Here is a 22,572-nt window from a genome sequence, read left to right as displayed (position 1 = left end):
ACCGGAACGGGCCCGATGGGGCAAGATTCCCGAAGACGTGATCGCGGCGCCAGCACATTCATCGGATACACCCCGACCGGGTGCAATTCCTCGAAAAAACCGCGAAAACCGCACGAAAAAGCCCTCGGAACGGCGCGTGCGCGCCGGGTACAGTCGATCCTGGTCACCGAGGACGGAGGGTCGGCAATGGCGCGGATCGCTGATGTCATCGTGGTGGGCGCCGGGCTCGCGGGCCTGGTCGCCGCGGCGGAGCTGGCCGATGCGGGACGCCGCGTCGTGGTGCTCGACCAGGAGCCGGAGTCCTCCCTGGGCGGGCAGGCGCACTGGTCGTTCGGCGGGCTGTTCTTCGTCGATTCCCCGGAGCAGCGGCGGCTCGGGGTCGACGACTCCGTCGAGCTGGCGTGGCAGGACTGGCTCGGCTCGGCCGGTTTCGACCGCCCCGAGGACCACTGGCCGCGGCGGTGGGCGGAGGCGTACGTGGACTTCGCCGCCGGGGAGAAGCGCGCCTGGCTGTCCGGGCAGGGCGTGCGGTTCTTCCCGCTGGTGCAGTGGGCCGAACGCGGCGGGTACCTGGCCACCGGGCACGGCAACTCGGTGCCGCGCTTCCACATCACCTGGGGCACCGGCCCGGGCGTGCTGGAACCGTTCCTGCGCCGGGTCCGCGCGGCGCAGGAGAGCGGGCTCGTCGAGCTGCGCTTCCGGCACCGGGTCAGCGGTGTGACGACCTCCGGTGGCGTGGTCACCGGCGTGCGCGGTGAGGTGCTGGCGCCCAGCGGTGCCGCGCGCGGTGAGCGGAGTTCGCGCGAGGTGGTCGGGGACTTCGAGCTGGGCGCGCAGGCCGTGGTGGTGACCTCCGGCGGCATCGGCGGCAACCTCGACCTGGTGCGGCGGAACTGGCCGACCGAGGCCGGTCCGGCGCCGGGCCGGATGATCTCCGGGGTGCCCGACCACGTCGACGGGCGGATGCTGGAGGTGGTGTCGGAGGCGGGTGGCCGGGTGATCAACCCGGACCGGATGTGGCACTACACCGAGGGCATCCACAACCACTCCCCGGTGTGGAGCGAGCACGGCATCCGCATCCTGCCCGGTCCGTCGTCGCTGTGGCTGGACGCGACCGGCCGGCGGCTGCCGGCACCGCTGTTCCCGGGCTTCGACACCCTCGGCACCATGCGGCACATCGTCGGGACCGGCCACGACCACACCTGGTTCGTGCTCAACCGCAGGATCATCAGCCGGGAGTTCGCCCTGTCGGGTTCCGAGCAGAACCCCGACCTCACCGGGCGCAGCCTGCGGTTGCTGGCCCAGCGCGCAGGCGGCGGTACGCCCGGCCCGATCGCCGAGTTCCTCCGCAAGGGGCCCGATTTCGTCGTCCGGCGCACCCCGGCGGCGCTGGCGCGCGGGATGAACGAGCTGGCCGGCTCGGAGCTGATCGACCCGGCGGCGCTGGAGCGGCAGATCCGCGCGCGGGACCGCCAGGTCGCCTCGGGGCTCGGCAAGGACGAGCAGGTCAACGCGATCCGCGCGGCCCGGCGGTACGCGGTGGACCGGTTGATCCGGGTGGCCGAGCCGCACGAGCTGCTCGACCCGGCCGCCGGACCGCTGGTGGCGGTGCGGTTGTCGCTGCTGACCCGCAAGACCCTCGGCGGGCTGGAGACCGACCTGGACGGGCGCGTGCTCCGCGCCGACGGCACGCCGCTGCCGGGCGTGCACGCCGCGGGTGAGGTCGCCGGGTTCGGCGGTGGCGGGCTGCACGGGTACCGGGCCTTGGAGGGCACCTTCCTCGGTGGTTGCCTGTTCTCCGGCCGCCAGGTCGGGCGCGCGGTGGCCCGCTCCGTAGCCTGACCCCGCCACCTGCGCCGACGTGCGTCGTGCGCGCGGTCCGGCCCGCACCGACACTCGGTGGATGCCTGAGCCCGCGAACTCGCTGACGATCCGGATCGGCCACGAGGAGCTGCTGATCCGGCGCCGCTACGAAGTGCTGAGCATCATCAACGACTTCCTCATCGCGCTGTGGTTCGCGGCGGGCAGCGTCCTGTTCTTCGACGAGTCCACCGCGACCGCCGGGACCGTGCTGTTCCTGCTGGGCAGCGTGGAGCTGGCGATCCGGCCGGTGATCCGGCTGGCCAGGCACGTGCACCTGCGCCGGTTCCGGCCGAACGCCGCCGAGCAGGACTTCTAGCCGAGGTGGCAGGCCGAGGCGAATCCCTTCGCCGACGTGCGGGCATTGGTGATTTCGAACCATTCCGAATTGGTGGTTCCGTCCGGGCACCGCACCGGCTCACCGATGACCTTCTGGTGCGTGGTGAGGCCGTCTCCCGGATTGCCGTGGCCGACGATAGCCGAGCCGGTCCCGGCTGCTTCGCGAAGGCGCACCCCGGGTGCGGTGAAGTCCGTGATCCAATTGCTCGCCACCCGGTCAGCCGCGGCGGCGATGTCTTCCTTCAGCTCCATGGCCAGCGTGAACGCCTGCGTGCCCAGGCCCGTCGTGGGCAGTGCCGCGGCGATGGCGACGGCGATCAACCCGTTCCGAATGGCACGTATCATTTTATGAACCCCCCAGTGCCCGGTGGATCGCGGAAGTGAATTCCGCGGGTATCGCGTTGATCCGTTTCGGGCGTGTTTCCGATGTTATTCGGGGGGTGAAACGCGCGCAGTGCGCCGAAGGGTAATGCGCTTGTGGGTGGCGCGGTGGTGACCGGCCGCGACGGGGAATCGCGCCGCGCGGGGGAACGCGGTGCTCCTGTGGGGGAGCGCGGCCAACATCGACCCGCTCCGAACAGGGCCGGTGGCGCGGGAGGCCACCGGCCCTGGTCGGGTCAGGCGCCGCGCGAGCCGATCCCGGTGAGCGAGCGGACCTCCATCTCGTCCAGCCGCTCGGGGTCGGGCCGCTCCTTGCCGACGAACGTGCCGATGATCGCGAACAGGAACGACAGCGGGATGGACACGATGCCGGGGTTCTTCAGCGGGAAGAAGGCGAAGTCCACATCGGGCAGGATCGCCTCCGGTGCGCCGGAGACCACCGGGGAGAACACCACGAGCAGCAGGCACGCGCCGAGCCCGCCGTAGATGCCCCACAGCGTTCCGGTGGTGTTGAACCGCCGCCAGAACAGCGCGAACAGCAGGGTCGACAGGTTCGCCGAGGCGGCGAAGGCGAAGGCGAGCCCGACCAGGAACGCGATGTTCTGCCCGTTGACCAGGATTCCGCCGAGGATCGAGATGCCCCCGATGACCAGCGCGGTCATCCGCGCCACCTTGACCGTCTGGTCCGAGTCGGTCTTGCCGCGGCGCAGCACGTTGGCGTAGATGTCGTGGGCGAAGGAGGCCGAGGCGGTCAGCGTCAGCCCGGCGACCACGGCGAGGATCGTCGCGAACGCCACCGCGGAGATGACGCCCAGCATCACGGTGCCGCCGATCTCGTAGGCCAGCAGCGGGGCGGCGGAGTTCTCGCCGCCCGGGGCGCTCACGATCGCCTCGGAGCCCACCAGCGCGGCGGCGCCGAAGCCGATGACCAGGGTGCACAGGTAGAACCCCGCCATCGACCAGGTCGCCCACACGACCGATCGGCGGGCCTCGCGGGCGTTGGGCACGGTGTAGAAGCGCATCAGCACGTGCGGCAGCCCGCCGACGCCGAGCACCAGGGCCAGCGACAGCGACAGGAAGTCGAGGTGCTCCAGGTCCGATCCGCCGTAGAGCAGGCCGGGGCCGAGGATGTCCCGCCCGTTCGGGTTGTTCGCGGCGGCCTCGGTGAGCAGGGCGGTGAAGTCGTAGCCGAACTTGCCGAACAGGAAGATCGTGATCAGCGCGACCGCCAGCAGCAGCATGGTGGCCTTGATGATCTGCACCCAGGTGGTGCCCTTCATCCCGCCGATGAGCACGTAGGCCATCATCACCAGGCCCACGACGGCGATCACGATCGCCTGCCCGCCCGCGCTGTGCACGCCGAGCAGCAGCGCGACGAGCCCGCCCGCGCCCGCCATCTGGGCGATCAGGTAGACGAAGGTGATGGCCAGCGTGGACACCGCCGCGGCGGCCCGCACCGGGCGCTGGCGCATCCGGAAGCTGAGCACGTCGCCCATCGTGAAGCGGCCGGTGTTGCGGACCCGTTCGGCGATGAGCAGCAGGTTGACCAGCCAGGCCACCAGGAAGCCGATGGAGTACAGGAAGCCGTCGTAGCCGTGCACCGCGATCGCCCCGGCGATGCCGAGGAACGAGGCGGCGGACAGGAAGTCGCCGGACAGCGCGATGCCGTTCTGCGCACCGGTGAACCGGCCGCCGGCGGCGAAGTAGTCGCTGGAGGTGCGCTGACTGCTCACCCGGTAGACGACGAAGAGCGTGACCAGCACGAAGCCCGCGAAGATCACGGTGTTGAGCAGCGTGCTGTCCTCGGGGAGGACGGTGGTTTCGGTCATCGGTCGGCACCACCGGCGTTGCGGCGGATCTCGTCCACCGCGGGGTCGACGCGGCGCTGGGCGAAGGCCACGTAGAGCGAGGTCAGGGCCACGGTGGTGACGAACTGGCCGATGCCGAGCAGCAGCCCGGCGTTGACCTCGCCGAAGACCGGGGTGGCCATGAATTCCGGAGCGTAGGCGGCCAGCGCGACGTAGCTGAGGTACCAGATCAGGAAAAACGCCGTCGCGGGGAAAACGAACCATTTCACCCGGCGCCGGAGCGCCTGGAATTCAGCGCTCTGCTGGATCGCGGTGAAATCGACCGGTGCGTCGCTCTGCCGCACCGAGCTCTTGTCGATTCCGCCGAAGGTCGTCCGCGTTTTTCCGGCCTGGTCACGGGGCTTGCCGCGCAGCGCAGATTGCGTTGCGTTGCTCATGCATCCTTCCTGGAAGTGAACGGTTGACCAACAGGGTGGTGACCGCCGGCGGGGAATTCTAACCACCTCGCGAGCTGTCACGACAGTGTGGTGATCGCCACCAGCGCACGCCGATTTTGCCTCCCGCTCGGTCGTCGCGGGCGCCCGGGTCGGTCACGATTCGGAAACGTCGAACGCGTTCGGTTACTGTGCGGTACTGGCAGGTCAGCAGCGTGGCACGGGGCGGGACCCGGCTCCCGCCGGAATCTCCGCAGGTCCGCCATTGGTCCGAATGGCCGTAGCGCGGCTGAAAGGGTGAAAATGGGGCGGATCGACACCGCGCGGGCCGACCACACATGGTGACGTGGGCTGTTCGGGGGAAGCGAATGACGAAAAAGCCCCCGGTGCTTTCCGCGGGCCGGGCCTCTATAGTGCGTGGGCACTGAAAGACAGTCGGTGGATCGAGAAGGGCCGGCGACGGCAACCGTGTGTGTCCGGAATGCCCGTCCGCGCCGCGGCGGCGCGTCTGGCGAGTCCGCGCTGTGGGGCTCGATCGCGACTGGATTTCGTTCCAGACCAACCCAGACGACGATTGCGGGATCGCACGCATGCGCCGTTCGTTGACCATGAGCCCGACGAGGAGGCACCGGCCGAGCACCGCGCCGTCGGTGCGGTGGGGAGGCCGCCGGTGAGCGCTCGTCGCCGGGATGCGCTGCTGCAATGGCGGAACTGGTCGTTGCCGACGAAGTTGGCCGCCGTGGTGCTGGTGCCGGTGATCTTCGCGATCAGCCTCGGCATCGGGCAGATCCGGTGGCAGGTCGACCGGGCCGCCGAATTCGACCGGGTGGCCCAGGTGCTCGACGCGGTCGACCGGATCGAACCGATGCTGCTCGCGTTGCAGCGCGAGCGCACCCGGTCGGTCGAGTACCTGGTCGGTGACGCCCCCTCGGCGCAGCAGCTGGTGGCCGCATCCGATCGCGCGGAAGCCGAACTGCACCAGGTCTTCGCGGGCCCGACGGAGTTCAGCCCGGTGGTCGGCGACCGCTACGAGGAACTGCGGCCGATGCTCGACGGGCTGGACGCGCTGCGCGAGCGGGTGGCGCAGCGGCAGATCGACCCCGGGCAGGTGATCGGCCAGTACAGCGCGGTGGTCACCGGCGTGATGTCCCTGGACCGGGCGCTGACCAGCACCGTGGCCGACCCGCGGCTGTCGAGCTCGGCGACCGCGCTGCAGGACGTGCTGGCCATGATGGAGGAGGTCCGCATCCAGCAGGCCTGGGTGCTGACCGGCCTCACCGACGGCACGATGCGCCCGGACGCGCTCAACGCCCTGCTCGGCTCGCGCGCCCGGCTGCTGAACAAGATCAGCGAGGCCCGCGCCACCGTCGCCGCGCGCTGGCAGGAGCGGCTGGACGCCACGGTGGCCGGTCCCGCCATCGCCGACCGCAACGCGATGCTGGCCCGCATCATCGGGGAGAGCTCCGACGGCGAGTTCACCGGTGGTTTCTCGGTCACCCGGGACCAGTGGAACCAGCGCTCGGAGGACTCGGTCGCGCTCATCGACGACGGTCACGACGACCTGGCCGCCGAGGTCCGGGCGCTGGCCGCGCAGTTCGAGGACGAGGCCAGCGACGCGGCCGGGTGGGACTCCGTGTGGCTGCTCGCGGCGCTGCTGGCCGCCACCGCGATGATCGTCCTGATCAGCAGGCAGCTGCTCGGCTCGCTGCGCCAACTGCGGCGCAGCGCGCTGGACGCGGCCGAGCACGAGCTGCCCGACGCCGTCATCGCGATCCGGCACGGCGGCTCCGGCACCGCGGCGGTCACCCCGGTGCCGGTCACCACCAGCGAAGAGGTCGGCCAGGTGGCGCGGGCGTTCGACCAGGTCAACGCGCAGGCGCTGCGGCTCGCCTCGGAGCAGGCGGAGCTGCGCCGCGGTTACAGCGACGTGTTCGTCGGCGTCTCCCGGCGGAGCCAGAGCCTGCTGGAACGCCAGCTCCGGTTGTTCGAGGAGCTGGAGCAGGACGAGCAGGACCCCGACCAGCTCGGCCGGTTGTTCCAGCTCGACCACCTCGCGACCCGGATGCGGCGCAACAACGAGAACCTGATGGTGCTCTCCGGCAGCGACCTGGCCCGGCGGTTCACCCGGCCCACCGAGCTGGCCGACGTGCTGCGGGCCGCGGTCTCGGAGATCGAGCAGTACCCGCGGGTGGTGGTGCAGCCGCCGCCGTCGATCCTGCTGCGCGGCAACACCGCCAGCGACCTGGTGCGGCTGGTCGCCGAACTGCTCGACAACGCGGCGAACTTCTCCTCGCCGGAGACCTCCGTGACGGTGTCGGGCTACCAGGCCGGGGACGGCAGCGTCGTGCTCGACGTGCTCGACGAGGGCATCGGCATGACCTACGAGGCCATCGACTCGGCCAACCAGCGGCTCGCCGACGTGGACGAGGACGACATCGCGTCCTCGCGCCGGATGGGGCTGTTCGTGGCCGGCCGGTTGGCCGCCCGGCACGGCGTCGCCATCGAGCTGCACGGCGGGAGCGACGTCGAAGGCGTGCGGGCCACCGTGGTCATCCCCGCCGAGCACGTGATGTCCCAGAACCCGCCTGCCGGGGCGGCCGAGCGCTCGATCCCGTCGATGCCGGGGCTCGGGTTGTTCAGCACGCCGTCGGTCCCGACGCAGCAGTCGCCGGAGCCCGCGTTCCCGGCGTTCCCGCAGGTGTCGTCGCCGGAACCGACGCACCAGGGGCGGAAGAACGGCTACGACGGCGTCGAGTCGCCGTGGCGGGAGCCCGAGCCCAGGAACGACCTCTTCGCGCCGTCGGTGCGCCCGGACGTGCAGGACAGCCCGACGGCGCACCTGTTCGACGCCCCCATCGACGCGGCGCCCGCGTGGCCCAGCGCGCAACCGGAGCCGCAGCCCGAGCCGGAGCCGCGGCCTGAGCCGCCGCGCGCCCCGGCCCCGCCGGCCAGCACCTCGGAGTGGTTCCAGCCCGCGATGCCGGCGTCCGAGGGCGACTTCCAGTGGCCGACCGACCAGCCCGACGAGCAGCGCACCGAGTCGGGCCTGCCGCAACGGGAACCGCGCGACTCCCGCAGTCCCGGGGACATCAGCAAGCAGATCGCCGAAGCCAACAACGGCGTCCACTTCGGACGGCTCAACGGCGCCGAGCAGCCCGCCGCGGAGGAACCCGCCTCGTCCGGGCTGGACGCGTGGAACTTCGCCGCCGACGACGCGCGGCAGGCGGCGGAGGCGGCGGCCAATCCGCAGCCCGAGGAGTTCACCAACGCGGGGCTGCCCCGCCGGGTTCCCAAGGCGCACCTGGTGCCCGGCAGCGTCGGCGGGGGCTCGGGCACGGGCTCCGGCGGCGGTTCCGGCAGCCTCTTCCAGCGCGATCCGGAGCAGATGCGGGGGCGGCTGGCGGATTTCCAGAGCGGCTCCAGCCGAGGCCGACACCGGGCGACCGATGCCGAATGAGCACGACCTCGGCCGTCCCGGCGATGAACAGGAGGTTGCATGACTGCCCAGGAGATGATGTCCCGCCGGTTCGGCTGGCTGATCACCGACTTCACCGAGCGCGTGGCAGGCGTGGCGCACGCGGTCGTGGTCTCCGCCGACGGCCTGCTGCTGACCTCCTCGGCGCGGCTGCCCGGTGATCGCGCCGATCAGCTCGCGGCCGTGGCCTCGGGTCTGCTGAGCCTCACCCAGGGCTCGGCGACCTGCTTCGAGGCGGGGGAGGTCGTGCAGACGGTCGTCGAAATGGACCGGGGTACCCTGCTGCAGATGGGCATCAGCGACGGTTCGTGCCTCACGGTCCTCGCCGCGCCGCAGTGCGATATGGGGTTGATCGCCTACGAGATGACCATGCTGGTCGAGCGGGTCGGGCAAATGCTCACCCCAGAGCTCCGCTCGCACCTGCAGAGCCATCTGGTGTGAGGCCACCATGAGCAGACGCGCGAATCCATCGGGGCGTGGTGACTCGGACAGATCCGGGGACGACGCTTTCGCCGAAGTGCTCAACGGCTTCACGTTCGGCAGCAAACGCAGGAAGCGGAGGGAGGACCAGGCGGACGACCGCCACCGGAGCGCGGAGTCCGCTCCGGCCGACCGGTCCGAGACCGATCCGCGCCAGGACGAGGTCGAAGTCGCCTCCAGCATCCGGTCCTACACCTGGACCGGCGGCCGGACCCGCTCGAACTACGCGCTGGAAATCGAAACCCTGGTCAGCACCGGCGACGCCTACTGGCACGGGGCCGCGGTCCGGCTGGAGCACCAGTCGATCGCCGAGCTGTGCAGGCAGCCGCGCTCGGTGGCCGAGGTGGCGGCGCTGCTGTCGGTTCCGATCGGCGTCGCGCGGGTGGTCTTGGCGGACATGGCCGAACTGGGTCTGGTGATCGTGCACCAGACCGTGAGCGAAAGCGGCAGCGCACCACACATGGTGTTGATGGAAAGGGTGTTGAGTGGACTCCGTCGGCTTTAGCGCGTCGCGCGGTGGCCCGGTGCCGCCGCAGGCGGAAAGTCGGGGTGGCACCACCTCGGCGAAGATCGTGATCGCCGGTGGTTTTGGCGTCGGCAAGACGACGTTCGTCGGCTCCGTCTCGGAGATCGTGCCGTTGACCACCGAAGCGGTGATGACCGAGGCGAGCCGGGGCGTGGACAACCTCGACGCGACACCGGACAAGCAGACGACGACCGTCGCGATGGACTTCGGCCGCATCTCGCTGGCCTCGGACCTCATCCTGTACCTGTTCGGCACCCCCGGGCAGCAGCGGTTCTGGTTCATGTGGGACGACCTGGTCAAGGGCGCGATCGGCGCGGTCGTGCTGGTGGACACCCGGCGGCTGGCCGATTCCTTCTCGGCCATCGACTTCTTCGAGGACCGCGGGCTGCCCTACCTGGTCGGCGTGAACTGCTTCGACGGCCAGATGCTGCACTCGGTGGAGCAGATCCGCGAGGCGATGGCGATCGGGCCGGAGGTGCCGATCGGTCCGTGCGACGCGCGGGACCGGGAATCGACCAAGCGGACGCTGATCGGGCTCGTCGAGCACGCGATGCGGGTGTGGACCAGCAGGCAGCCGCAGTGACCTCCCGTCGGGCGGGGGCCCGTTCGCCGAGGCCCCGCCCGACGGTGCTCAGCGCTTGACGGCGACCCCGCCCAGGAGCAGGTGCGCGCCGTCGGAGGCCGGGGTCAGCCGGGGACCGTCCGGCCACCACTGGAACGGGTGCACCAAGCCGGGCTCGATCAGTTCGAGCTCGTGGAACATCGCCTCGATCGCCTCGCGGCTGCGGTAGTAGCAGCTGCCCATCAGCGCGTTGAACTTCTCCTGCGATTCCGCGGCGAGCTCGGCGCGCCTGCTGCCGTCGCCCGGGTTGTGCAGGTGCGAGATCGCCACGAACGATCCCGGCGCCAGCGCGTCGACGTAGGTGCGCATGAGGTCGGCCGGCCGCTCGTCATCGGTGACGTGGTGCAGCGTGTTGCACTGGATCAGGCCGATGGGCCGGTCGAAGTCCAGGTGCCGGGTCACCACGGGGTCGGCGAGGATCTCCTCCGGGTTGCGCAAGTCGGCCACCGCGAAGCGGGTGTTCTCGTTCTCCTCCAGCAGCGCCCGGCCGTGCGCGGCCACCGACGGGTCGTTGTCCACGTAGACCACCCGCGCCTCGCAGTTGAGCCGCTGCGCCGCCTGGTGGGTGTTCTCCGCGGTGGGCAGCCCCGAGCCGAGGTCGAGGAACTGGTCGATCTCCGCGTGCCCGGCCAGGAACCGCACCACCCGGATCAACCAGGCGCGGCACTCCCGCCCGACCTCCGCGGCCTCCGGCGCGAGGCGCAGGACCTGGTGGTAGACCTCCCGGTCGGCCTCGAAGTTGTCCTTGCCGCCGACGAACGCGTCGTAGACGCGGGCGATGCTGGGTTTGGTCGTGTCGATCGTCGGCTCGGTGCGTGCCATCGTGGTCCGTTCGGGTCGGGAGGGAAGTCGGCAACAAGGTTAGATGCCGCCGCGGCGCAGAGGAAGAGCCGTCTTGATCATGGTTTTCAGATGGTTTCCCCAGCGCGGCACCAGCCGGGCGGACGACCGGCCCGCGCTTCCGATCCGACATGCCGACGGGGCACTCGCCCGGGTGGTTCTTCCCGGAGTGAGGGGCACCCTTGCCCAAGTATGTTGGACAAGGGTGCCCCTCACCTGGTGCTACGACGGGTGACGCCTGGTCGTGGCTGGGTGTGCGGGCTGCGTCGGGCGCGGTGGTCGCGGCTTGGGACACTGTCGGGATGAGCGGGACGGTGCTGGTGCTGGGCGGCCGGAGCGAGATCGGCCTGGAGGTGGCGCTGCGGTTGGTGCGGCGCGGGCACCGGAAGGTGGTGCTGGCGGCGCGCCGCAGCGGTGAGCTCGACGAGCCCGCGGAGCGGCTGCGGGCGGCGGGGGCGACCGAGGTGTCGCGGGTCGAGTTCGACGCCGACGACCTCGACGACCACGCGCGGGTGCTGGACGAGGCGGGACCGGTCGACGTCGCGGTGACCGCGTTCGGCATCCTCGGCGACCAGGCGCGCGCGGAATCCGACGCGGCGCACGCGGTGCGGATCGTGCACACCGACTATCTCGCGCACGTCAACGTGCTCACCCTGCTCGCCCAGCGGATGCGGGAGCGCGGCAGCGGCACCCTGCTGGTGTTCTCCTCGGTGGCGGGCGTGCGGGTGCGCCGGGCGAACTACGTCTACGGCTCGGCGAAGGCGGGGCTGGACGGGTTCGCCAGCGGGCTGGCCGACGCGCTGGTCGGCAGCGGGGTCCGGTTGGTCACCGTGCGGCCGGGCTTCGTGATCGGCCGGATGACCACCGGGATGGACCCCGCGCCGTGGTCGAGCACGCCGGACCAGGTGGCCGACGCCGCGGTGCGGGCCATCGAACGCGGGCGCCGCGAGGTGTGGGTGCCGGGCATCCTGCGCTGGGTGTTCGCCGCGATGCGCTTCGTCCCGCAACCGATCTGGCGGCGGATGCCCCGGTAGGTCGCCGCGTCGTCGGGCAACGTCCGCCGATCCCGCCGCGCGGCGGTCCGTCGATGCCCGGACGCATCCTCGGATCGCGGTGATCCGGCCCCGCGGCGGCTCGCCCGTCGATGCCCGGAGCTCGGCGTTCGCGCATTCTCGGGTCGCGGTGGTCCGGGCTCCGGTGGCTTCGCCCACCCCCGCTCGTCGGTGCGCGGTACGTCCGGCGGTGTGCCGCGAGGACCTGCTCAGCGGGGTGGGCGGCGGCGCGGTTCGGGCGGCTTGAAGTGGCCGCCGTCCGGGCCGGTGGGGCGCGGCACGCTCGCGCCCAGGTGCTCCTTGAAGAATCCGGCGGCCAGCGAGGAGACCTGCTCCAGGGCCCCGGGCTCCTCGAACAGGTGCGTCGCGCGGGGCACGATCTCGACCCGCGCGGAGGTCAGCATCTCGGCGGCCTGCCGGTTCAGGTTCAGCACCTCGCGGTCGGAGCCGCCGACGATGAGTAGCGTCGGGGCCCGCACGTCGGAGAGCTCCGCGCCGCCGAGGTCGGGCCGGCCGCCTCGGGACACCAGGGCGCCGATCCGCCCGTCCCGGCGCGCGGCGACCTTGAGCGCCGCGGCGGCCCCGGTGCTGGCCCCGAACAGCCCGACGCCCATCGACCGGGTGGCGTCCCACTCGCCCAGGGCGTCGAGCGCGGCGCCGAGCCGCCCGGCGAGCAGGTCGATGTCGAAGCGCAGGTGCTGGGTGCGCTGGTCGAGGTGGGCTTCGTCCTCGGTGAGCAGGTCCATCAGCAGGGTGCCGAACCCGGCACCTTGCAGGGCCTCGGCCACCGAGCGGTTCCGGCCGCTGTGCCGGGAACTGCCCGAACCGTGCGCGAACAGCACCACCGATCTCGCCGCCTCCGGGATGACCAGATCACCGGCCAGGGCGTGTCCGTCGAACGCGATGCTCACCGGCTCCGACATCAGTTGCGCCATGGGGCTCCCCTCGGGTTGCGCGGTTCCACCCACTGTGCCTGTGATCGGCGTCTCATGCGACACGGAGCCCGCTGCGCTTTCCGGGTGAAGTTGATCTGAGTGAGGGGCACCCTGTACCACGTAACGCGGTACAGGGTGCCCCTCACTCAGGTCCCCGATGGGTGATGCTCAGGTGTCGTAGCGTCCGGTCTTGACGGCGGTGAGGAACGAGGTCCACTGCGCGCCGGTGGTGGTGAAGTGCCCGGCGGCGCGGTCCTTGGTGTCGCGGACGGCTCGCGCACCGTCGCGGCCGAACCCGACCTCGACGCAGTTGCCGTTGTTGCCGTTGCTGCGGGTGCTCTTGCGCCAGGTGGCCGCGGGGAAGGTCATCCCTCGCCCCTTTCGTGTGCTCGCCTCACAGGTCCTTGCGCACACGCTTGATGAGGTCGCGGGTCTTGTTCTCGTCTAGCGCGAGCTCACCGAGCTGTCGCACCATCAGGGTATAGCGAGCGATGTCCCCGGGTTCTTCTTGGTAGAGGGCTCCTCGCTCGTAGTCCTGGTAGACGAAGGCCGGGGCGTCTTCGTCCGGGAACTGCATCATGGCGAACGCGCCGGACATCGCCGCGTAGGCCCCGGCGGAGAACGGCACCACTCGCAGCGACACGTGGTCGAGGTCGGAAGCCTCGACGAGGGCATCGAGCTGCTCGGCCATCACCTCGGCGGAACCGATGACGTGCCGGATCACCGCTTCGCCGAGGTAGACGTGCAGCCGAGGTGGAACGCCGTCGCTGTTGCGCAGCTGGCGTTCCCGGCGGAGTTCGACCGAGCGCGTCACGTCCGCGTCGGTCGCCTCCGGCCGGGCTGCCCGAGTGATCGCCTCGACGTAGCGGGCGGTTTGCAACTGGCCGGGGACGAATTCGTTCTCGTACTCCCAGATGTCGGTGGCGTCGGCTTCGAGGCTGACGAATTGCCGGAACCAGTCGGGCACCGTGTCCCGGTACGCCGCCCACCACCCGCGCTGTTCCGATTCGCGAGCGAGGCGCAGCAGGTTGTCGAGCGTGCCCGCGTCGAGCTCGTAGAGCTGGCAGAGCAGCCGCACGTGCGGCTGCTTGATCGCCTGGCGGCCGAGTTCGATCTTGCTCAGCGTCGGTTCGCCCACACCGATCCACTCGGCGGCTTCCTTGCGGGATGTGTTGGCACCGTGGCGGAGCTGGCGAAGCATCGCACCGAGTTGGCGGCGCCGGACGCTCGGGCCGATCGGTTTCGTCATGCGGCGGAGTCTGGCACGGGCCGCCCGGAAGAGGAATGTTCTTAACCGGAACGAGCGTATTGGACGCTCAACAGCAGTAGGAACGTTGTTAATAGGAACGTTCCTGCGCAATTCTCGTCGTGCTCCGCCACAGCGAACGAAGGGCGAGAACCATGACGTACCAACCACATCCGTTCCGGTGGGTGCCCGGGGACGGTGCCCGGCACGCCACCACCGCTCCTCGGTGCTGCGAGTGCGGGGAGCAGACCGAGGTCGAGACGCTGTGCGGGGTCGTCGTCAAGACCGACCGCTCGGAGCTCGCCTGGCTGTGGCGCACCTGCGCGCCGTGCAACACCGAGGCGCACAAGATCGTCCGGCAGCGCAAGGCCGGTGCCTGGTGAACGCGGCGGGCTGGCTCACCGCCGGGTTGGCGGTGGCCGCGCTGACCGGGATGTGGGCCCTGCGCCGCTGCTCCGGCGGACGCCACGGCGGCGCGGGGGTCGGGGCGACCTCGGCCTGGCAGGTCATCGAGCAGTGCCGTCCCGCGTCGGCGCCCCGGCCGCCGCGCTGGATCACGATGCGCGGCGATCTCGCCGACGCGCTCGCCGACGAGCCCACCCGCGTGCTGCCGCGCGTCCCGGCGCCCCGCGCGCCCGACCCCGAATTGCTGGTCCGGGTGCTCGACGGACTCCACCGGCTCTGAAGGCTGCGGTGGGCGTCCGGGTGACTTCGCGCCGCACGACGGGAATTCGGCGCCGGTGCGGGGGAATCGTCGCCGATGCCGGATCCTCCGGAATCAGCGTGGGGACGATTCCCCCGCTGTGGCAACGGGATGCGCTCGCCGCGCTGACCTGGTGACCCCCGTTGTAGCTGGTTCGGGTGAGGGTGCTGCGAAAGGCGGGTGGTCGCCGAACAGTGCCGTTGACCAGCGGAAACAATCGGTCAAACTGGACTCGTAGCGATTCGCTGCGAACCCGGAGAGACACCGAAGGAGGTTGTGATGGACACCCAGTACACGGCTCCTGAGCTGGTGGAGGTCGGCGAGTTCAGCGCCGACACCCTCGGCGGACTCCTGCCGCTCTGGCGGGACTGGTACGGCTACTTCCTCAACTGATCGACCCACTGCAGCAACGGGTCCGGACGCTTGCGGGTGTCCGGACCCGGCGGCGTTGCCCCGCGGCGGAACCGAGCACGCCGACGCGGAAGCCGACGTGCTCGGAGCCGGGATCAGATCTGTTCCGTGGCGTTGTCCCAGTAGGTGTTGCCCCAGCCCAGCGTGTCTTCGGTGAACTCGCCCACCTCGGCGAGCGTCGGCGCGATGTAGTCGTTCATGGATGTCCTTTCGTTCGCGTGCTCAGGAGAGGAACGGGAACCCGAGATCGAAGGCGATCCGGCCGATCCCCTCCGTGCTGGCCGCGAAATCACCGACTGCGGCGAGCCGCGGCTCGATGTAGTGGTGCACGGTGCACTCCTCGTTTCCAGGCCCCGGACGGGGTGAACCCCGGCCCGGGCGAGCACCGCTGGACGGCGTTCGCGGAGGTCACCACCAGCCGAAGCGGTGGTTGTGGTCCCAGCCGTGGCCGTTGTGGCCCAGGGTGTCGTCGCTGAACGCGCCGACCTCGGTCAGCTCCGGAACGATGTAGTCCTGCATGGTGCTCTCCTCTTCGTCGAGGGTGGTTCTTGGTCGGGACGGGCGGTGCCGCCGGGGTCCGCCTCCCGGCGGCACCGCGCCGACGTCGAAGCGTCAGCCGAGGCCGGTCACAGCCACTGGCGGTGGCTCCAGTCCCAGCCGTGGCCCCAGCCGCCGAGGGTGTCGTCGCTGAACTCGCCGACCTCGGTCAGCTCCGGAACGATGTAGTCCTGCATCGTGTTCTCCTTGATCCTTCGGGGTTCGCGGGCCCGTGCGACCCGCACCGCTACTGTCGCGGGGTGGCGCTGGATCGATCAACGGTCCCGGTGCCCGATCACCCTTTCCCCGCACCGCGGCCACTCGTCCCGGCGTCGCCCGTCCCGCTACCGTGGTGCGCGGTCGTGCGGAAACGCCTGGGGCGCAGCGATATTCGTTCGCAACGCGCAGGAACCGCCTGAAGTTTCCGGAAAACGACTAACCGTCGGTCTTGGCACCGATCAGCAGGTCGTGCTCGGCGAGGAAGCGGTCCAGCCGCGCCTGGTCCACCCGGCTGACCACGCTCGCCGCCTCCTGCCGGTCCCGCACGCACTTGGCCAACGAGAACGTGGAGGTGACCACGTAGAGCAGCGCCAGGGCCAGGAACGCGCGGACCCAGCCGCCCACCGGGAGGAACACCACGCTGAGCGCCGCCGCTCCCAGCGCGATCGCGAACGACAGCACGGATTGCACGAAGAACGCGGTCGACATCGGCGAATTCTGCATGGAACCACTGTTCCCGACAGCGCTCCGAGGCACATGAGCAGAAATACCCGAAAATCGACGAACCAGCAGGTCAGCGAACCGTGGACTCGGTGCCCCGGAATTTGTCAAGCGGTTTTGCGGAATTGGCGGAAACGATTCGCCGCGGGTAGCGTCGAAAAGCCACCGAATCGCGACTGGAGGACCGCTGTGCCCGAACCGCTGCCCCCGGCGGCGCTGCCCGGACGCCTGCAGGCGACCTTCGTGCCCGCCGAAGGCGCGCTGGCGTGGTGGGGCGTCGACGACGTGCCCGCCGCGTTGCGCGCCCGGGGACTGCCCGAAGGCCGCGCCGGGACCTGCGCGCTGGCCGCCGTCGTCGACGACCGGGTGGTGCCCGCCGAGGTCCCCGCCCGGCTGCTCGACCCGGACAGCGCCCTCGACGCCGACGGCGACGCCTCGGTCCGCGCCTGGCGCACCGCGGCCGGGCTCGCCCGCGACCGGGCCGGGGACGACGCGTTCGCCGCGCTCGCCCGGACCATGCCGCCCGCCGCGCACGCCGTCCTCGACGGCGACGCGATCGTCGCCGCGCCGGCCCTGCTGAGCCGGTTCCGCGAGGTGCTCGCCACCCGCGACGCCCTGCGCGACGCCCGGCTCGACGTGTCGCTGCGCCCCTACCAGGCCGACGGCGTGGCCTGGCTGTGCTCGCGCGACGGCGGCGTCCTCGCCGACGACATGGGGCTGGGCAAGACGGTCCAGGCGATCTGCGCGTTCGCCACCCGCCCCGGCCCGCACCTGGTGGTCTGCCCGACGTCGCTGGTCGGCAACTGGCGCCGCGAACTCGCCCGGTTCGCCCCCGACCTGCCGGTGCACGGCTACCACGGTCCGCGCCGCGCCCTGCCCGACGAACCGGGCGTGGTGCTGACCAGCTACGGCGTGCTGCGCTCCGACACCACCGCGCTGGCCGCCCGCCACTGGGACATCGTCGTGTTCGACGAAGCGCAGCAGATCAAGAACCCGGACGCGCGCGTGGCCAAGGCCGCCGCCCGGGTCACCGCCGCCACCCGCATCGCGATGACCGGCACCCCGGTGGAGAACCGGCTCGACGAGCTGTGGTCGATCCTGCGCGTGACCAACCCGGGCCTGCTGGGCGGTCGCGCCCGGTTCCGGCAGCGGTTCGCCGTCCCGATCGAGCAGCGCGGGTCCGCCACCGCCGCGGCCCGCCTCCACCAGCTCGTCGCCCCGCACCTGCTGCGTCGGACGAAAGCCGAGGTCACCGCCGAACTCCCGGCCAAGCAGCACGCCACCGTCGCCTGCACCGTCACCGCCGAGCAGACCCGGCTCTACCGGGAGGCGGTGCGGGACGCCTTCGACACCGGCTTCGGGAGCGGTCGGGAACGGCGCGGCAAGGTGCTGGCGCTGGTGACCGCGCTCAAGCAGATCTGCAACCACCCGGCCCAGCGGCTCGGCGACGACGGTCCGCTGACCGGGCGCTCCGGCAAGTTCGACCGCGCCGCCGAGATGCTCGCCGAGATCGCCGCCGACGACGACCGCGCGCTGGTGTTCACCCAGTACCGCGCGATGGGCGACCTGCTGGTGCGGCACCTCGGCGAAGTGCTCGGGCGGCCGGTGCCGTTCCTGCACGGCGGGCTGACCGGCGCCCGGCGCGACCGGCTCGTCGAGGAGTTCCAGCGCGACGAGCACCCGGTGCTGGTGCTGAGCCTGCGCGCCGCCGGGTTCGGCCTGAACCTCACCCGCGCCGGGCACGTCGTGCACTACGACCGCTGGTGGAACCCGGCGGTCGAGGACCAGGCCACCGACCGCGCCCACCGGATCGGCCAGCACCGCGCGCTCACCGTCCACACCCTCGTCACCGGCGGCACGATCGAGGACCACATCGCCCGGATGCACGAGACCAAGCGGGCGCTGGCCGACGTCGTCTCCGGTGATCCGGCGACGGCGCTGGCCGAGCTCTCCGACGACGAACTGCACGCCGTGCTCGACCTCGGAGGTGACGTGTGATCCCGACGTTCGGCGCGACCGCGTGGGGCGCGGCGTGGGTCCGCACCGTCGAGACCACCGCGATCTCGCGCCCCGACCCGGCGCTGCCCCGGGCGCGCAGCCTCGCCCGCAAGGGCGCCGTCACCGGCCTCACCACCGAGCCGGGCCGGGTCAGCGCCGAGGTCGCCGGGCATCGCGTCGCCGTGGGATTCCCGCTGTGGGAGCCCGGCGCGGACCGGCTCGTCGCCGAGGCCGACACCGCCGGGCTGGCCGCGGGCGACCTGCCCGACGAGCTCGCCGACCGGTTGCGCCCCGAGCACGGCATCGCCCCGCCGCCGGACCAGCAGCACCCCACCTGCACCTGCCGCACCCGCGCCCCGCGCTGCGCGCACGTGCTGGCCACCCTGTACGCGCTCGCCCAGCACGTCGACGAACGCCCGCTGCTCGCCGTGGAACTGCGGCTGGCGCACCCGCCCGTCGCCGCGCCACCCCCGGACCGCATCCCGCTCGCCGACCTCGACCCGGCCGGCTTCTACCGGAGCCCCGCGGCGTTGGGCTAGGTTCGGCGGCACCGCCGAGGGCAGGAGGGCCATGACCCCGCTCGTGATCGACACCGACACCGCCCAGGACGACTGCGTCGCGCTGCTGATCGGCCTGCTCGACCCCCGCGCCGACCTGCGCGCGATCACCATGGTCGCGGGCAACGTCGGCTTCGACGACCAGGTGCACAACGCCTTCCTCACCTGCAACGTCGCCGGGCGCCTCGGCGAGGTCCCGCTGCACCTCGGGTGCAGGCAGCCGCTGGAGCGGCCGTGGCAGGGCGCCCAGGACGTGCACGGCGACGGCGTCGGCGGGCTGCGGATGGACCTCACCGGATGCGCGCCGGAGGACGAGCACGCGGTGGACGCGCTGATCCGGCTCGCGGCCGAGAACCCCGGCGAACTCACCGTCGTCGCGATCGGCCCGCTCACCAACATCGCCACCGCGGTGCGCCGCGACCCGTCGTTCGCGCGCAACGTCGGGGGGCTGCACGTGATGGGCGGGTCCAACAACGGGCGCGGCAACATCACCGCCGCCGCCGAGTTCAACTTCTGGGTCGACCCCGAAGCCGCGCGGATCGTCTTCGACGCCGGATTCCGCGTCACCGTGGTGCCCTGGGCGCCGGTCACCCTGGAACGCGCCGTGTTCGGCCCGGCCCGGCTCGACGAGATCGCCGCCCTGGGCACCCCGGTGTCCCGCTTCTTCGACCGGATCTGCGCGCAGACCCTCGAATTCGACCGCAGCGTCGGCATCGACGGCACCACCCACCCCGACTCGCTCACCGCGGCGCTGGTGCTGCACCCCGAACTGGTGCTGCGCAGCGCCGACTACCACGTCGACGTCGAGACCGAAGGCCGGATCACCCGCGGCTACGCCGCGATGTCCTGGGGCGTCCACGGCCAGGCGCCCAACGCCACCGTCGTGGAGGACGTCGACGCCCCCGGGTTCTTCGGCTACCTCAAGGACCTGCTCAGCACCCCGGTGCAGCCCGCCCGACCGTTCACCGGATGAGCTGGCGGTCCACGACCCTGGTGCGCGGCGGGCTGCGCTGCGCCGAATACCGCGAGGACCCGGGATTCCCGGTGGTGCGCCGGGAACTCCCGGTCCCGCACGTGGTGGTGCTCGTCCGGCTCGGCGACCCGCCGGACGACGACCTGCCGCCGGCCGCCGTGCTCAGCCCGAGGGCGCCCGTGGTGCTCGCGCATCGCGGCAGCACCCACCACGTCCAGGCCCGCCTGCCCCCGACCACGGCCTACCGCCTCGTCGGCCCGCTCGACGACCTGGCCGGGCATCCGGTGCCGCTCGACGCGATCCTCCCGCCGGGGCTGCCGGACCGGCTCGCCGAAGCACCGGACCGGCTCGCCACGCTCGCCGCCGCGCTCACCGAGGCGGCGCACCGCGGCCCCGAACCCGACCCGGAAGTCCGCCACGCCTGGACCATGCTGCGCGCGGGAACCCCGGTCGCCGAGGTCGTCGCCGAAACCGGCTGGAGCCGGAACCGGCTGGTGCGGCGCTTCGCGGTGCAGACCGGCTTCACCCCCAAGGCCGCCGCGGGCCTGCTGCGCTTCCACCGCGCGACCCGGCTGCTCGGCGCGGCACCGCTCACCGAGATCGCCGCCACCAGCGGCTACTACGACCAGGCGCACCTCAACCGGGCCTTCCGCCGCTACGCGGGCCGCACCCCGACCGAGTGGCTGCGCGCCCGGGTCCCCGGCCTACCGGGAGCGGGCGTTTCGTCCAAGACCGGAGGTGGCGGCGAGCCCTAGCGTCGCCGCCATGCGCACTGCCCTCCCCGGCCGCTGGATCGGCGGCCTGAGCTGCCTCCTCGGACCGTCGACCCTGCTCGCCGGCATCCTGCTCCGCGCCGACGTCGACTTCTTCTTCCCCGAGCAGCTCGCCGCCTACGCCCGGCACCCGGTGCGGTGGTCGGTGTCCTACGGCGCGTTCGCGCTCGGCGTCCTGCTGCTCGTGCCCGCGGTCCTCGCACTGGCCGCGGCGATCGCCCCGAGCCACCCCCGGTGGGCCCGCTGGGGCGCCCTGCTCACCACCGCCGGCCTCGGCGTCCGGCTCTTCCACGCAGGCCAGGACCACCTGGCGTTCCGCATGGTCGACGCCCTGGGACCGGAAGCGGCCCACCAGGCGATCGCCGACACCTACGCCGTCCCCCACCCGCTCGCGCCGGCCGCACCGCTGTGCCTGGCGGGCTGGATCGTCCTGGCGGTCGGCGCGTTCCGCGCAGGCGTCCTCGGCCCCCTCCGCGCCCTCGCCCTCGCCACCACGTCGATCCTCATGATCGGCGTCCTCAAAGGCACCGACCCCACCTCGATCCTCGCCGCGGCAGCCCTCGCCGCGGCCCTCGTCCCGTTCGGCACCACCCTCCTCCGCACCGTCCCCTGGCCCCCACCCAGCCGCCTCGCCGCCGCGACGGTGGCGACCCTCGCAGCCCTCGGAGCCCTCACCTTCCTCGGCACCGCGGGTTGAGGGATCAGCGGTGGATGGACCGGTGGTAGGCGAAGTAGTCCGTGTTCACGAGGTGGTCCTCGCGCAGGTGGAGCTCGTCTTCGCGCAAGCCGTTGCGCCACATGGCGAGGTCGTCGTCGACGAGCAACGCGCCGCCATCGAACTGGATGTGGCAGTTCGGGCACAGGCACAACATGTTGTTGGGTGTGTCGGGCCCATCGTGCGGGCGCCCCAAAGGCCGGATGTGCGCCCCTTCGGAGTGCGCTCTGTCGCCTACTACGAGCCTGGTCCGGCACGCCTGGCACTCGTTGTTGTAGAGCGCTTTGACATGGGCGACGACCTTGGCTGACCGCTGGACACGGTCAGCTGTGGTCGGGCTCCGCCGTGGTTCCTGAACACCTGCGGGAACTTGGTCTGTTGGCTGCTCCGTCGCGGCGGTATCAGGATTGCGTTCGCCGTCAGCCGGTGGTTCGAACTCGGCGCCGGGAAGCGCAACCATCCGGAACCGACAGATGAGGAAGCCGTCCCGCCCCTTCTCACGCCAGTATCGTTCAACCGAGTACAGGCCGTCGTACCGGTACTCGTTCTGCGTATCGTGCTTCGCCTTGGTTTTTCGAATCACTCGTACGGGAAGCCCTTCGAGGCAGCTCTTCTTCAGCGCCGCGTTCCCCGATGAGCTGAAGGTTTGATCCGCGATTTGGCGCTTGGTGTTCTGATCGCGCCCACCTTCGCCGGTGTAGACGACAAGCCATCCGTGGTCCTCATCATCTACGTAACCGCCGGAGATCACGATTGCTTCGGCTCCGGTGCCACCGTTGCCAGAGATGCCGGCTTGGTTGTGGCGATGCAGGCCTGCGACACGTACGGCTTCTCGACCTGCGAATACCTCGCCAACACGAATGCCGGGCACGCTTCCGAGGTTGGCCGCGACCGTCTTTCGGTCCGCCTCCTTGCTGCGGACGTCGACCCCAAGCGCGGCGAGCTGTCGTGCGATGTCGCCCTCTGCCTGCGTGTGCGCGCTCAGCGGCGAGCCCGTAGCGAGCCGATGAGCAGTGTCCGCGACCACCACGATGTCGAGGTACTTCCGGCCCAGGCCCTTGACGAAGTACTTGGCCTTGTTCATTGGAAGGCCTAGCTGAGCCCGCACCTCCCTCGGATCGCGCTCCGGTGGCTCGTAGAGGACCGCGTGGACGCTGGCTCCTGTGATGTCGGCGAGGCTCACGGTG

27 protein-coding genes are annotated in these 22,572 nt (G+C 71.4%); 15 read left to right on the top strand and 12 right to left on the bottom strand.

All coding sequences use genetic code 11. The features are described 5' to 3' along the window. The first annotated feature begins 186 nt into the window (after window positions 1-186). Complete coding sequence (locus tag ABD976_RS24915; RefSeq protein WP_345367319.1) at window positions 187-1,842, top strand: FAD-binding dehydrogenase; 1,656 nt, start codon at window positions 187-189, stop codon at window positions 1,840-1,842. A 61-nt stretch (window positions 1,843-1,903) separates the two neighbouring features. Continuing rightward, window positions 1,904-2,179: a YrhK family protein gene (locus tag ABD976_RS24910; RefSeq protein WP_345367317.1), complete on the top strand. Its 276-nt coding sequence runs from the start codon at window positions 1,904-1,906 to the stop codon at window positions 2,177-2,179. On the opposite strand, the gene ABD976_RS24905 is transcribed toward ABD976_RS24910, so the two are convergent. The 3 genes from ABD976_RS24905 to ABD976_RS24895 all read right to left on the bottom strand — a co-directional run bounded on the left by ABD976_RS24905 (window position 2,176) and on the right by ABD976_RS24895 (window position 4,825). Continuing rightward, window positions 2,176-2,520: a hypothetical protein gene (locus ABD976_RS24905; protein WP_345367315.1), complete on the bottom strand. Its 345-nt coding sequence runs from the start codon at window positions 2,518-2,520 to the stop codon at window positions 2,176-2,178. The two genes, ABD976_RS24910 and ABD976_RS24905, sit on opposite strands and share 4 nt — an antisense overlap. Window positions 2,521-2,816: 296 nt before the next feature. Further along, window positions 2,817-4,409: a solute symporter family protein gene (locus ABD976_RS24900; RefSeq protein ID WP_345367313.1), complete on the bottom strand. Its 1,593-nt coding sequence runs from the start codon at window positions 4,407-4,409 to the stop codon at window positions 2,817-2,819. Further along, complete coding sequence (locus tag ABD976_RS24895) at window positions 4,406-4,825, bottom strand: DUF485 domain-containing protein (RefSeq protein ID WP_345367311.1); 420 nt, start codon at window positions 4,823-4,825, stop codon at window positions 4,406-4,408. Before ABD976_RS24895 ends, ABD976_RS24900 begins: the two co-directional genes overlap by 4 nt. Before the next feature lie 667 nt (window positions 4,826-5,492). Here ABD976_RS24895 and ABD976_RS24890 point away from each other — a divergent pair. The 4 genes from ABD976_RS24890 (at window position 5,493) to ABD976_RS24875 (ending at window position 9,886) form a co-directional block, all read left to right on the top strand. After that, a complete protein-coding gene (locus tag ABD976_RS24890) occupies window positions 5,493-8,279 on the top strand; it encodes a sensor histidine kinase (RefSeq protein ID WP_345367309.1) in 2,787 nt (928 codons plus the stop codon). A gap of 39 nt (window positions 8,280-8,318) precedes the next feature. After that, a complete protein-coding gene (locus ABD976_RS24885) occupies window positions 8,319-8,738 on the top strand; it encodes a roadblock/LC7 domain-containing protein (RefSeq protein ID WP_345367307.1) in 420 nt (139 codons plus the stop codon). Window positions 8,739-8,814: 76 nt separating this feature from the next. After that, entirely contained in the window at window positions 8,815-9,282 is a 468-nt protein-coding gene (locus ABD976_RS24880) for a DUF742 domain-containing protein (RefSeq protein ID WP_345367305.1), read from the top strand. Further along, a complete protein-coding gene (locus ABD976_RS24875; RefSeq protein ID WP_369774887.1) occupies window positions 9,263-9,886 on the top strand; it encodes a GTP-binding protein in 624 nt (207 codons plus the stop codon). The genes ABD976_RS24880 and ABD976_RS24875 overlap by 20 nt, the downstream gene beginning before the upstream one ends. 48 nt (window positions 9,887-9,934) lie before the next feature. Here the strand turns inward: ABD976_RS24875 and ABD976_RS24870 are convergent, their stop codons facing one another. Beyond that, on the bottom strand, window positions 9,935-10,747 hold the full coding sequence (locus ABD976_RS24870; protein WP_345367301.1) for an SAM-dependent methyltransferase: 813 nt from the start codon (window positions 10,745-10,747) through the stop codon (window positions 9,935-9,937). 320 nt (window positions 10,748-11,067) lie between these two features. On the opposite strand from ABD976_RS24870, the gene dprE2 reads away from it, so the two are divergent. Then, window positions 11,068-11,799 (top strand): decaprenylphospho-beta-D-erythro-pentofuranosid-2-ulose 2-reductase, encoded by a 732-nt coding sequence (gene dprE2 / locus ABD976_RS24865; RefSeq protein WP_345367299.1) that lies wholly within the window; start codon window positions 11,068-11,070, stop codon window positions 11,797-11,799. A gap of 227 nt (window positions 11,800-12,026) precedes the next feature. Here dprE2 and ABD976_RS24860 read toward each other — a convergent pair whose 3' ends face one another. The 3 genes from ABD976_RS24860 to ABD976_RS24850 form a co-directional block, all read right to left on the bottom strand. Further along, window positions 12,027-12,752: a dienelactone hydrolase family protein gene (locus tag ABD976_RS24860; RefSeq protein ID WP_345367297.1), complete on the bottom strand. Its 726-nt coding sequence runs from the start codon at window positions 12,750-12,752 to the stop codon at window positions 12,027-12,029. Window positions 12,753-12,920: 168 nt separating this feature from the next. Beyond that, window positions 12,921-13,121: a DUF397 domain-containing protein gene (locus ABD976_RS24855; protein WP_345367295.1), complete on the bottom strand. Its 201-nt coding sequence runs from the start codon at window positions 13,119-13,121 to the stop codon at window positions 12,921-12,923. Between the two features lie 25 nt (window positions 13,122-13,146). Further along, entirely contained in the window at window positions 13,147-14,001 is an 855-nt protein-coding gene (locus ABD976_RS24850) for a helix-turn-helix domain-containing protein (protein ID WP_345367293.1), read from the bottom strand. 182 nt (window positions 14,002-14,183) lie between these two features. On the opposite strand from ABD976_RS24850, the gene ABD976_RS24845 reads away from it, so the two are divergent. The 3 genes from ABD976_RS24845 to ABD976_RS24835 all read left to right on the top strand — a co-directional run bounded on the left by ABD976_RS24845 (window position 14,184) and on the right by ABD976_RS24835 (window position 15,094). Beyond that, window positions 14,184-14,381: a hypothetical protein gene (locus tag ABD976_RS24845; protein ID WP_345367291.1), complete on the top strand. Its 198-nt coding sequence runs from the start codon at window positions 14,184-14,186 to the stop codon at window positions 14,379-14,381. Beyond that, window positions 14,378-14,683, top strand: a complete 306-nt coding sequence (locus ABD976_RS24840; RefSeq protein WP_345367289.1) for a hypothetical protein — start codon at window positions 14,378-14,380, stop codon at window positions 14,681-14,683. The genes ABD976_RS24845 and ABD976_RS24840 overlap by 4 nt, the downstream gene beginning before the upstream one ends. A 297-nt stretch (window positions 14,684-14,980) precedes the next feature. Beyond that, on the top strand, window positions 14,981-15,094 hold the full coding sequence (locus tag ABD976_RS24835) for a lasso RiPP family leader peptide-containing protein (protein WP_345367287.1): 114 nt from the start codon (window positions 14,981-14,983) through the stop codon (window positions 15,092-15,094). A gap of 113 nt (window positions 15,095-15,207) precedes the next feature. Here ABD976_RS24835 and ABD976_RS24830 read toward each other — a convergent pair whose 3' ends face one another. The 4 genes from ABD976_RS24830 to ABD976_RS24815 all read right to left on the bottom strand — a co-directional run bounded on the left by ABD976_RS24830 (window position 15,208) and on the right by ABD976_RS24815 (window position 16,357). Next, entirely contained in the window at window positions 15,208-15,312 is a 105-nt protein-coding gene (locus tag ABD976_RS24830; protein WP_345367284.1) for a lasso RiPP family leader peptide-containing protein, read from the bottom strand. A 208-nt stretch (window positions 15,313-15,520) separates the two neighbouring features. Then, window positions 15,521-15,631, bottom strand: coding sequence for a lasso RiPP family leader peptide-containing protein (locus ABD976_RS24825; RefSeq protein ID WP_345367282.1), 111 nt, complete (start codon window positions 15,629-15,631; stop codon window positions 15,521-15,523). A 107-nt stretch (window positions 15,632-15,738) separates the two neighbouring features. Beyond that, window positions 15,739-15,846 (bottom strand): lasso RiPP family leader peptide-containing protein, encoded by a 108-nt coding sequence (locus ABD976_RS24820; protein WP_345367280.1) that lies wholly within the window; start codon window positions 15,844-15,846, stop codon window positions 15,739-15,741. Between the two features lie 238 nt (window positions 15,847-16,084). Further along, complete coding sequence (locus ABD976_RS24815; protein ID WP_345367278.1) at window positions 16,085-16,357, bottom strand: YiaA/YiaB family inner membrane protein; 273 nt, start codon at window positions 16,355-16,357, stop codon at window positions 16,085-16,087. 201 nt (window positions 16,358-16,558) lie between these two features. Here ABD976_RS24815 and ABD976_RS24810 point away from each other — a divergent pair, with 201 nt between their 5' ends. Genes ABD976_RS24810 through ABD976_RS24790 form a run of 5 tightly spaced genes read left to right on the top strand, consistent with a single transcriptional unit; the run spans window position 16,559 to window position 21,367 of the window. Next, the gene (locus ABD976_RS24810) at window positions 16,559-18,367 is read left to right on the top strand and encodes a DEAD/DEAH box helicase (RefSeq protein WP_345367276.1); all 1,809 of its coding nucleotides are present in this window, start codon (window positions 16,559-16,561) and stop codon (window positions 18,365-18,367) included. Then, window positions 18,364-18,906 carry a hypothetical protein gene (locus ABD976_RS24805; protein WP_345367274.1) on the top strand — a complete coding sequence of 181 codons (543 nt, stop codon included), beginning with the start codon at window positions 18,364-18,366 and terminating at the stop codon, window positions 18,904-18,906. The genes ABD976_RS24810 and ABD976_RS24805 overlap by 4 nt, the downstream gene beginning before the upstream one ends. 31 nt (window positions 18,907-18,937) lie before the next feature. Next, window positions 18,938-19,897: a nucleoside hydrolase gene (locus tag ABD976_RS24800; protein WP_345367272.1), complete on the top strand. Its 960-nt coding sequence runs from the start codon at window positions 18,938-18,940 to the stop codon at window positions 19,895-19,897. Beyond that, window positions 19,894-20,652 carry a helix-turn-helix domain-containing protein gene (locus tag ABD976_RS24795; RefSeq protein WP_345367270.1) on the top strand — a complete coding sequence of 253 codons (759 nt, stop codon included), beginning with the start codon at window positions 19,894-19,896 and terminating at the stop codon, window positions 20,650-20,652. Before ABD976_RS24800 ends, ABD976_RS24795 begins: the two co-directional genes overlap by 4 nt. A gap of 10 nt (window positions 20,653-20,662) precedes the next feature. Continuing rightward, window positions 20,663-21,367 carry a hypothetical protein gene (locus ABD976_RS24790; RefSeq protein WP_345367268.1) on the top strand — a complete coding sequence of 235 codons (705 nt, stop codon included), beginning with the start codon at window positions 20,663-20,665 and terminating at the stop codon, window positions 21,365-21,367. Window positions 21,368-21,371: 4 nt separating this feature from the next. Here ABD976_RS24790 and ABD976_RS24785 read toward each other — a convergent pair whose 3' ends face one another. Further along, entirely contained in the window at window positions 21,372-22,568 is a 1,197-nt protein-coding gene (locus ABD976_RS24785) for a YDG/SRA domain-containing protein (protein ID WP_345367266.1), read from the bottom strand. Window positions 22,569-22,572: the final 4 nt, after the last annotated feature.

The sequence above is a fragment of the Saccharopolyspora cebuensis genome (genome assembly GCF_039542665.1).
Taxonomy (GTDB): Bacteria; Actinomycetota; Actinomycetes; order Mycobacteriales; family Pseudonocardiaceae; genus Saccharopolyspora; species Saccharopolyspora cebuensis.
This window is presented reverse-complemented; position numbering and strand designations above follow the sequence as displayed.

Bases quoted from the DNA above. Each gene is read 5' to 3' on its own strand.
- ABD976_RS24915 (WP_345367319.1), top strand. From the start codon at position 187: ATGGCGCGGATCGCTGATGTCATCGTGGTGGGCGCCGGGCTCGCGGGC.
- ABD976_RS24910 (WP_345367317.1), top strand. From the start codon at position 1,904: ATGCCTGAGCCCGCGAACTCGCTGACGATCCGGATCGGCCACGAGGAG.
- ABD976_RS24900 (WP_345367313.1), bottom strand. From the start codon at position 4,409: ATGACCGAAACCACCGTCCTCCCCGAGGACAGCACGCTGCTCAACACC.
- ABD976_RS24895 (WP_345367311.1), bottom strand. From the start codon at position 4,825: ATGAGCAACGCAACGCAATCTGCGCTGCGCGGCAAGCCCCGTGACCAG.
- ABD976_RS24885 (WP_345367307.1), top strand. From the start codon at position 8,319: ATGACTGCCCAGGAGATGATGTCCCGCCGGTTCGGCTGGCTGATCACC.
- ABD976_RS24870 (WP_345367301.1), bottom strand. From the start codon at position 10,747: ATGGCACGCACCGAGCCGACGATCGACACGACCAAACCCAGCATCGCC.
- dprE2 (WP_345367299.1), top strand. From the start codon at position 11,068: ATGAGCGGGACGGTGCTGGTGCTGGGCGGCCGGAGCGAGATCGGCCTG.
- ABD976_RS24860 (WP_345367297.1), bottom strand. From the start codon at position 12,752: ATGGCGCAACTGATGTCGGAGCCGGTGAGCATCGCGTTCGACGGACAC.
- ABD976_RS24855 (WP_345367295.1), bottom strand. From the start codon at position 13,121: ATGACCTTCCCCGCGGCCACCTGGCGCAAGAGCACCCGCAGCAACGGC.
- ABD976_RS24850 (WP_345367293.1), bottom strand. From the start codon at position 14,001: ATGACGAAACCGATCGGCCCGAGCGTCCGGCGCCGCCAACTCGGTGCG.
- ABD976_RS24835 (WP_345367287.1), top strand. From the start codon at position 14,981: ATGGACACCCAGTACACGGCTCCTGAGCTGGTGGAGGTCGGCGAGTTC.
- ABD976_RS24830 (WP_345367284.1), bottom strand. From the start codon at position 15,312: ATGAACGACTACATCGCGCCGACGCTCGCCGAGGTGGGCGAGTTCACC.
- ABD976_RS24825 (WP_345367282.1), bottom strand. From the start codon at position 15,631: ATGCAGGACTACATCGTTCCGGAGCTGACCGAGGTCGGCGCGTTCAGC.
- ABD976_RS24820 (WP_345367280.1), bottom strand. From the start codon at position 15,846: ATGCAGGACTACATCGTTCCGGAGCTGACCGAGGTCGGCGAGTTCAGC.
- ABD976_RS24815 (WP_345367278.1), bottom strand. From the start codon at position 16,357: ATGTCGACCGCGTTCTTCGTGCAATCCGTGCTGTCGTTCGCGATCGCG.
- ABD976_RS24800 (WP_345367272.1), top strand. From the start codon at position 18,938: ATGACCCCGCTCGTGATCGACACCGACACCGCCCAGGACGACTGCGTC.
- ABD976_RS24795 (WP_345367270.1), top strand. From the start codon at position 19,894: ATGAGCTGGCGGTCCACGACCCTGGTGCGCGGCGGGCTGCGCTGCGCC.
- ABD976_RS24790 (WP_345367268.1), top strand. From the start codon at position 20,663: ATGCGCACTGCCCTCCCCGGCCGCTGGATCGGCGGCCTGAGCTGCCTC.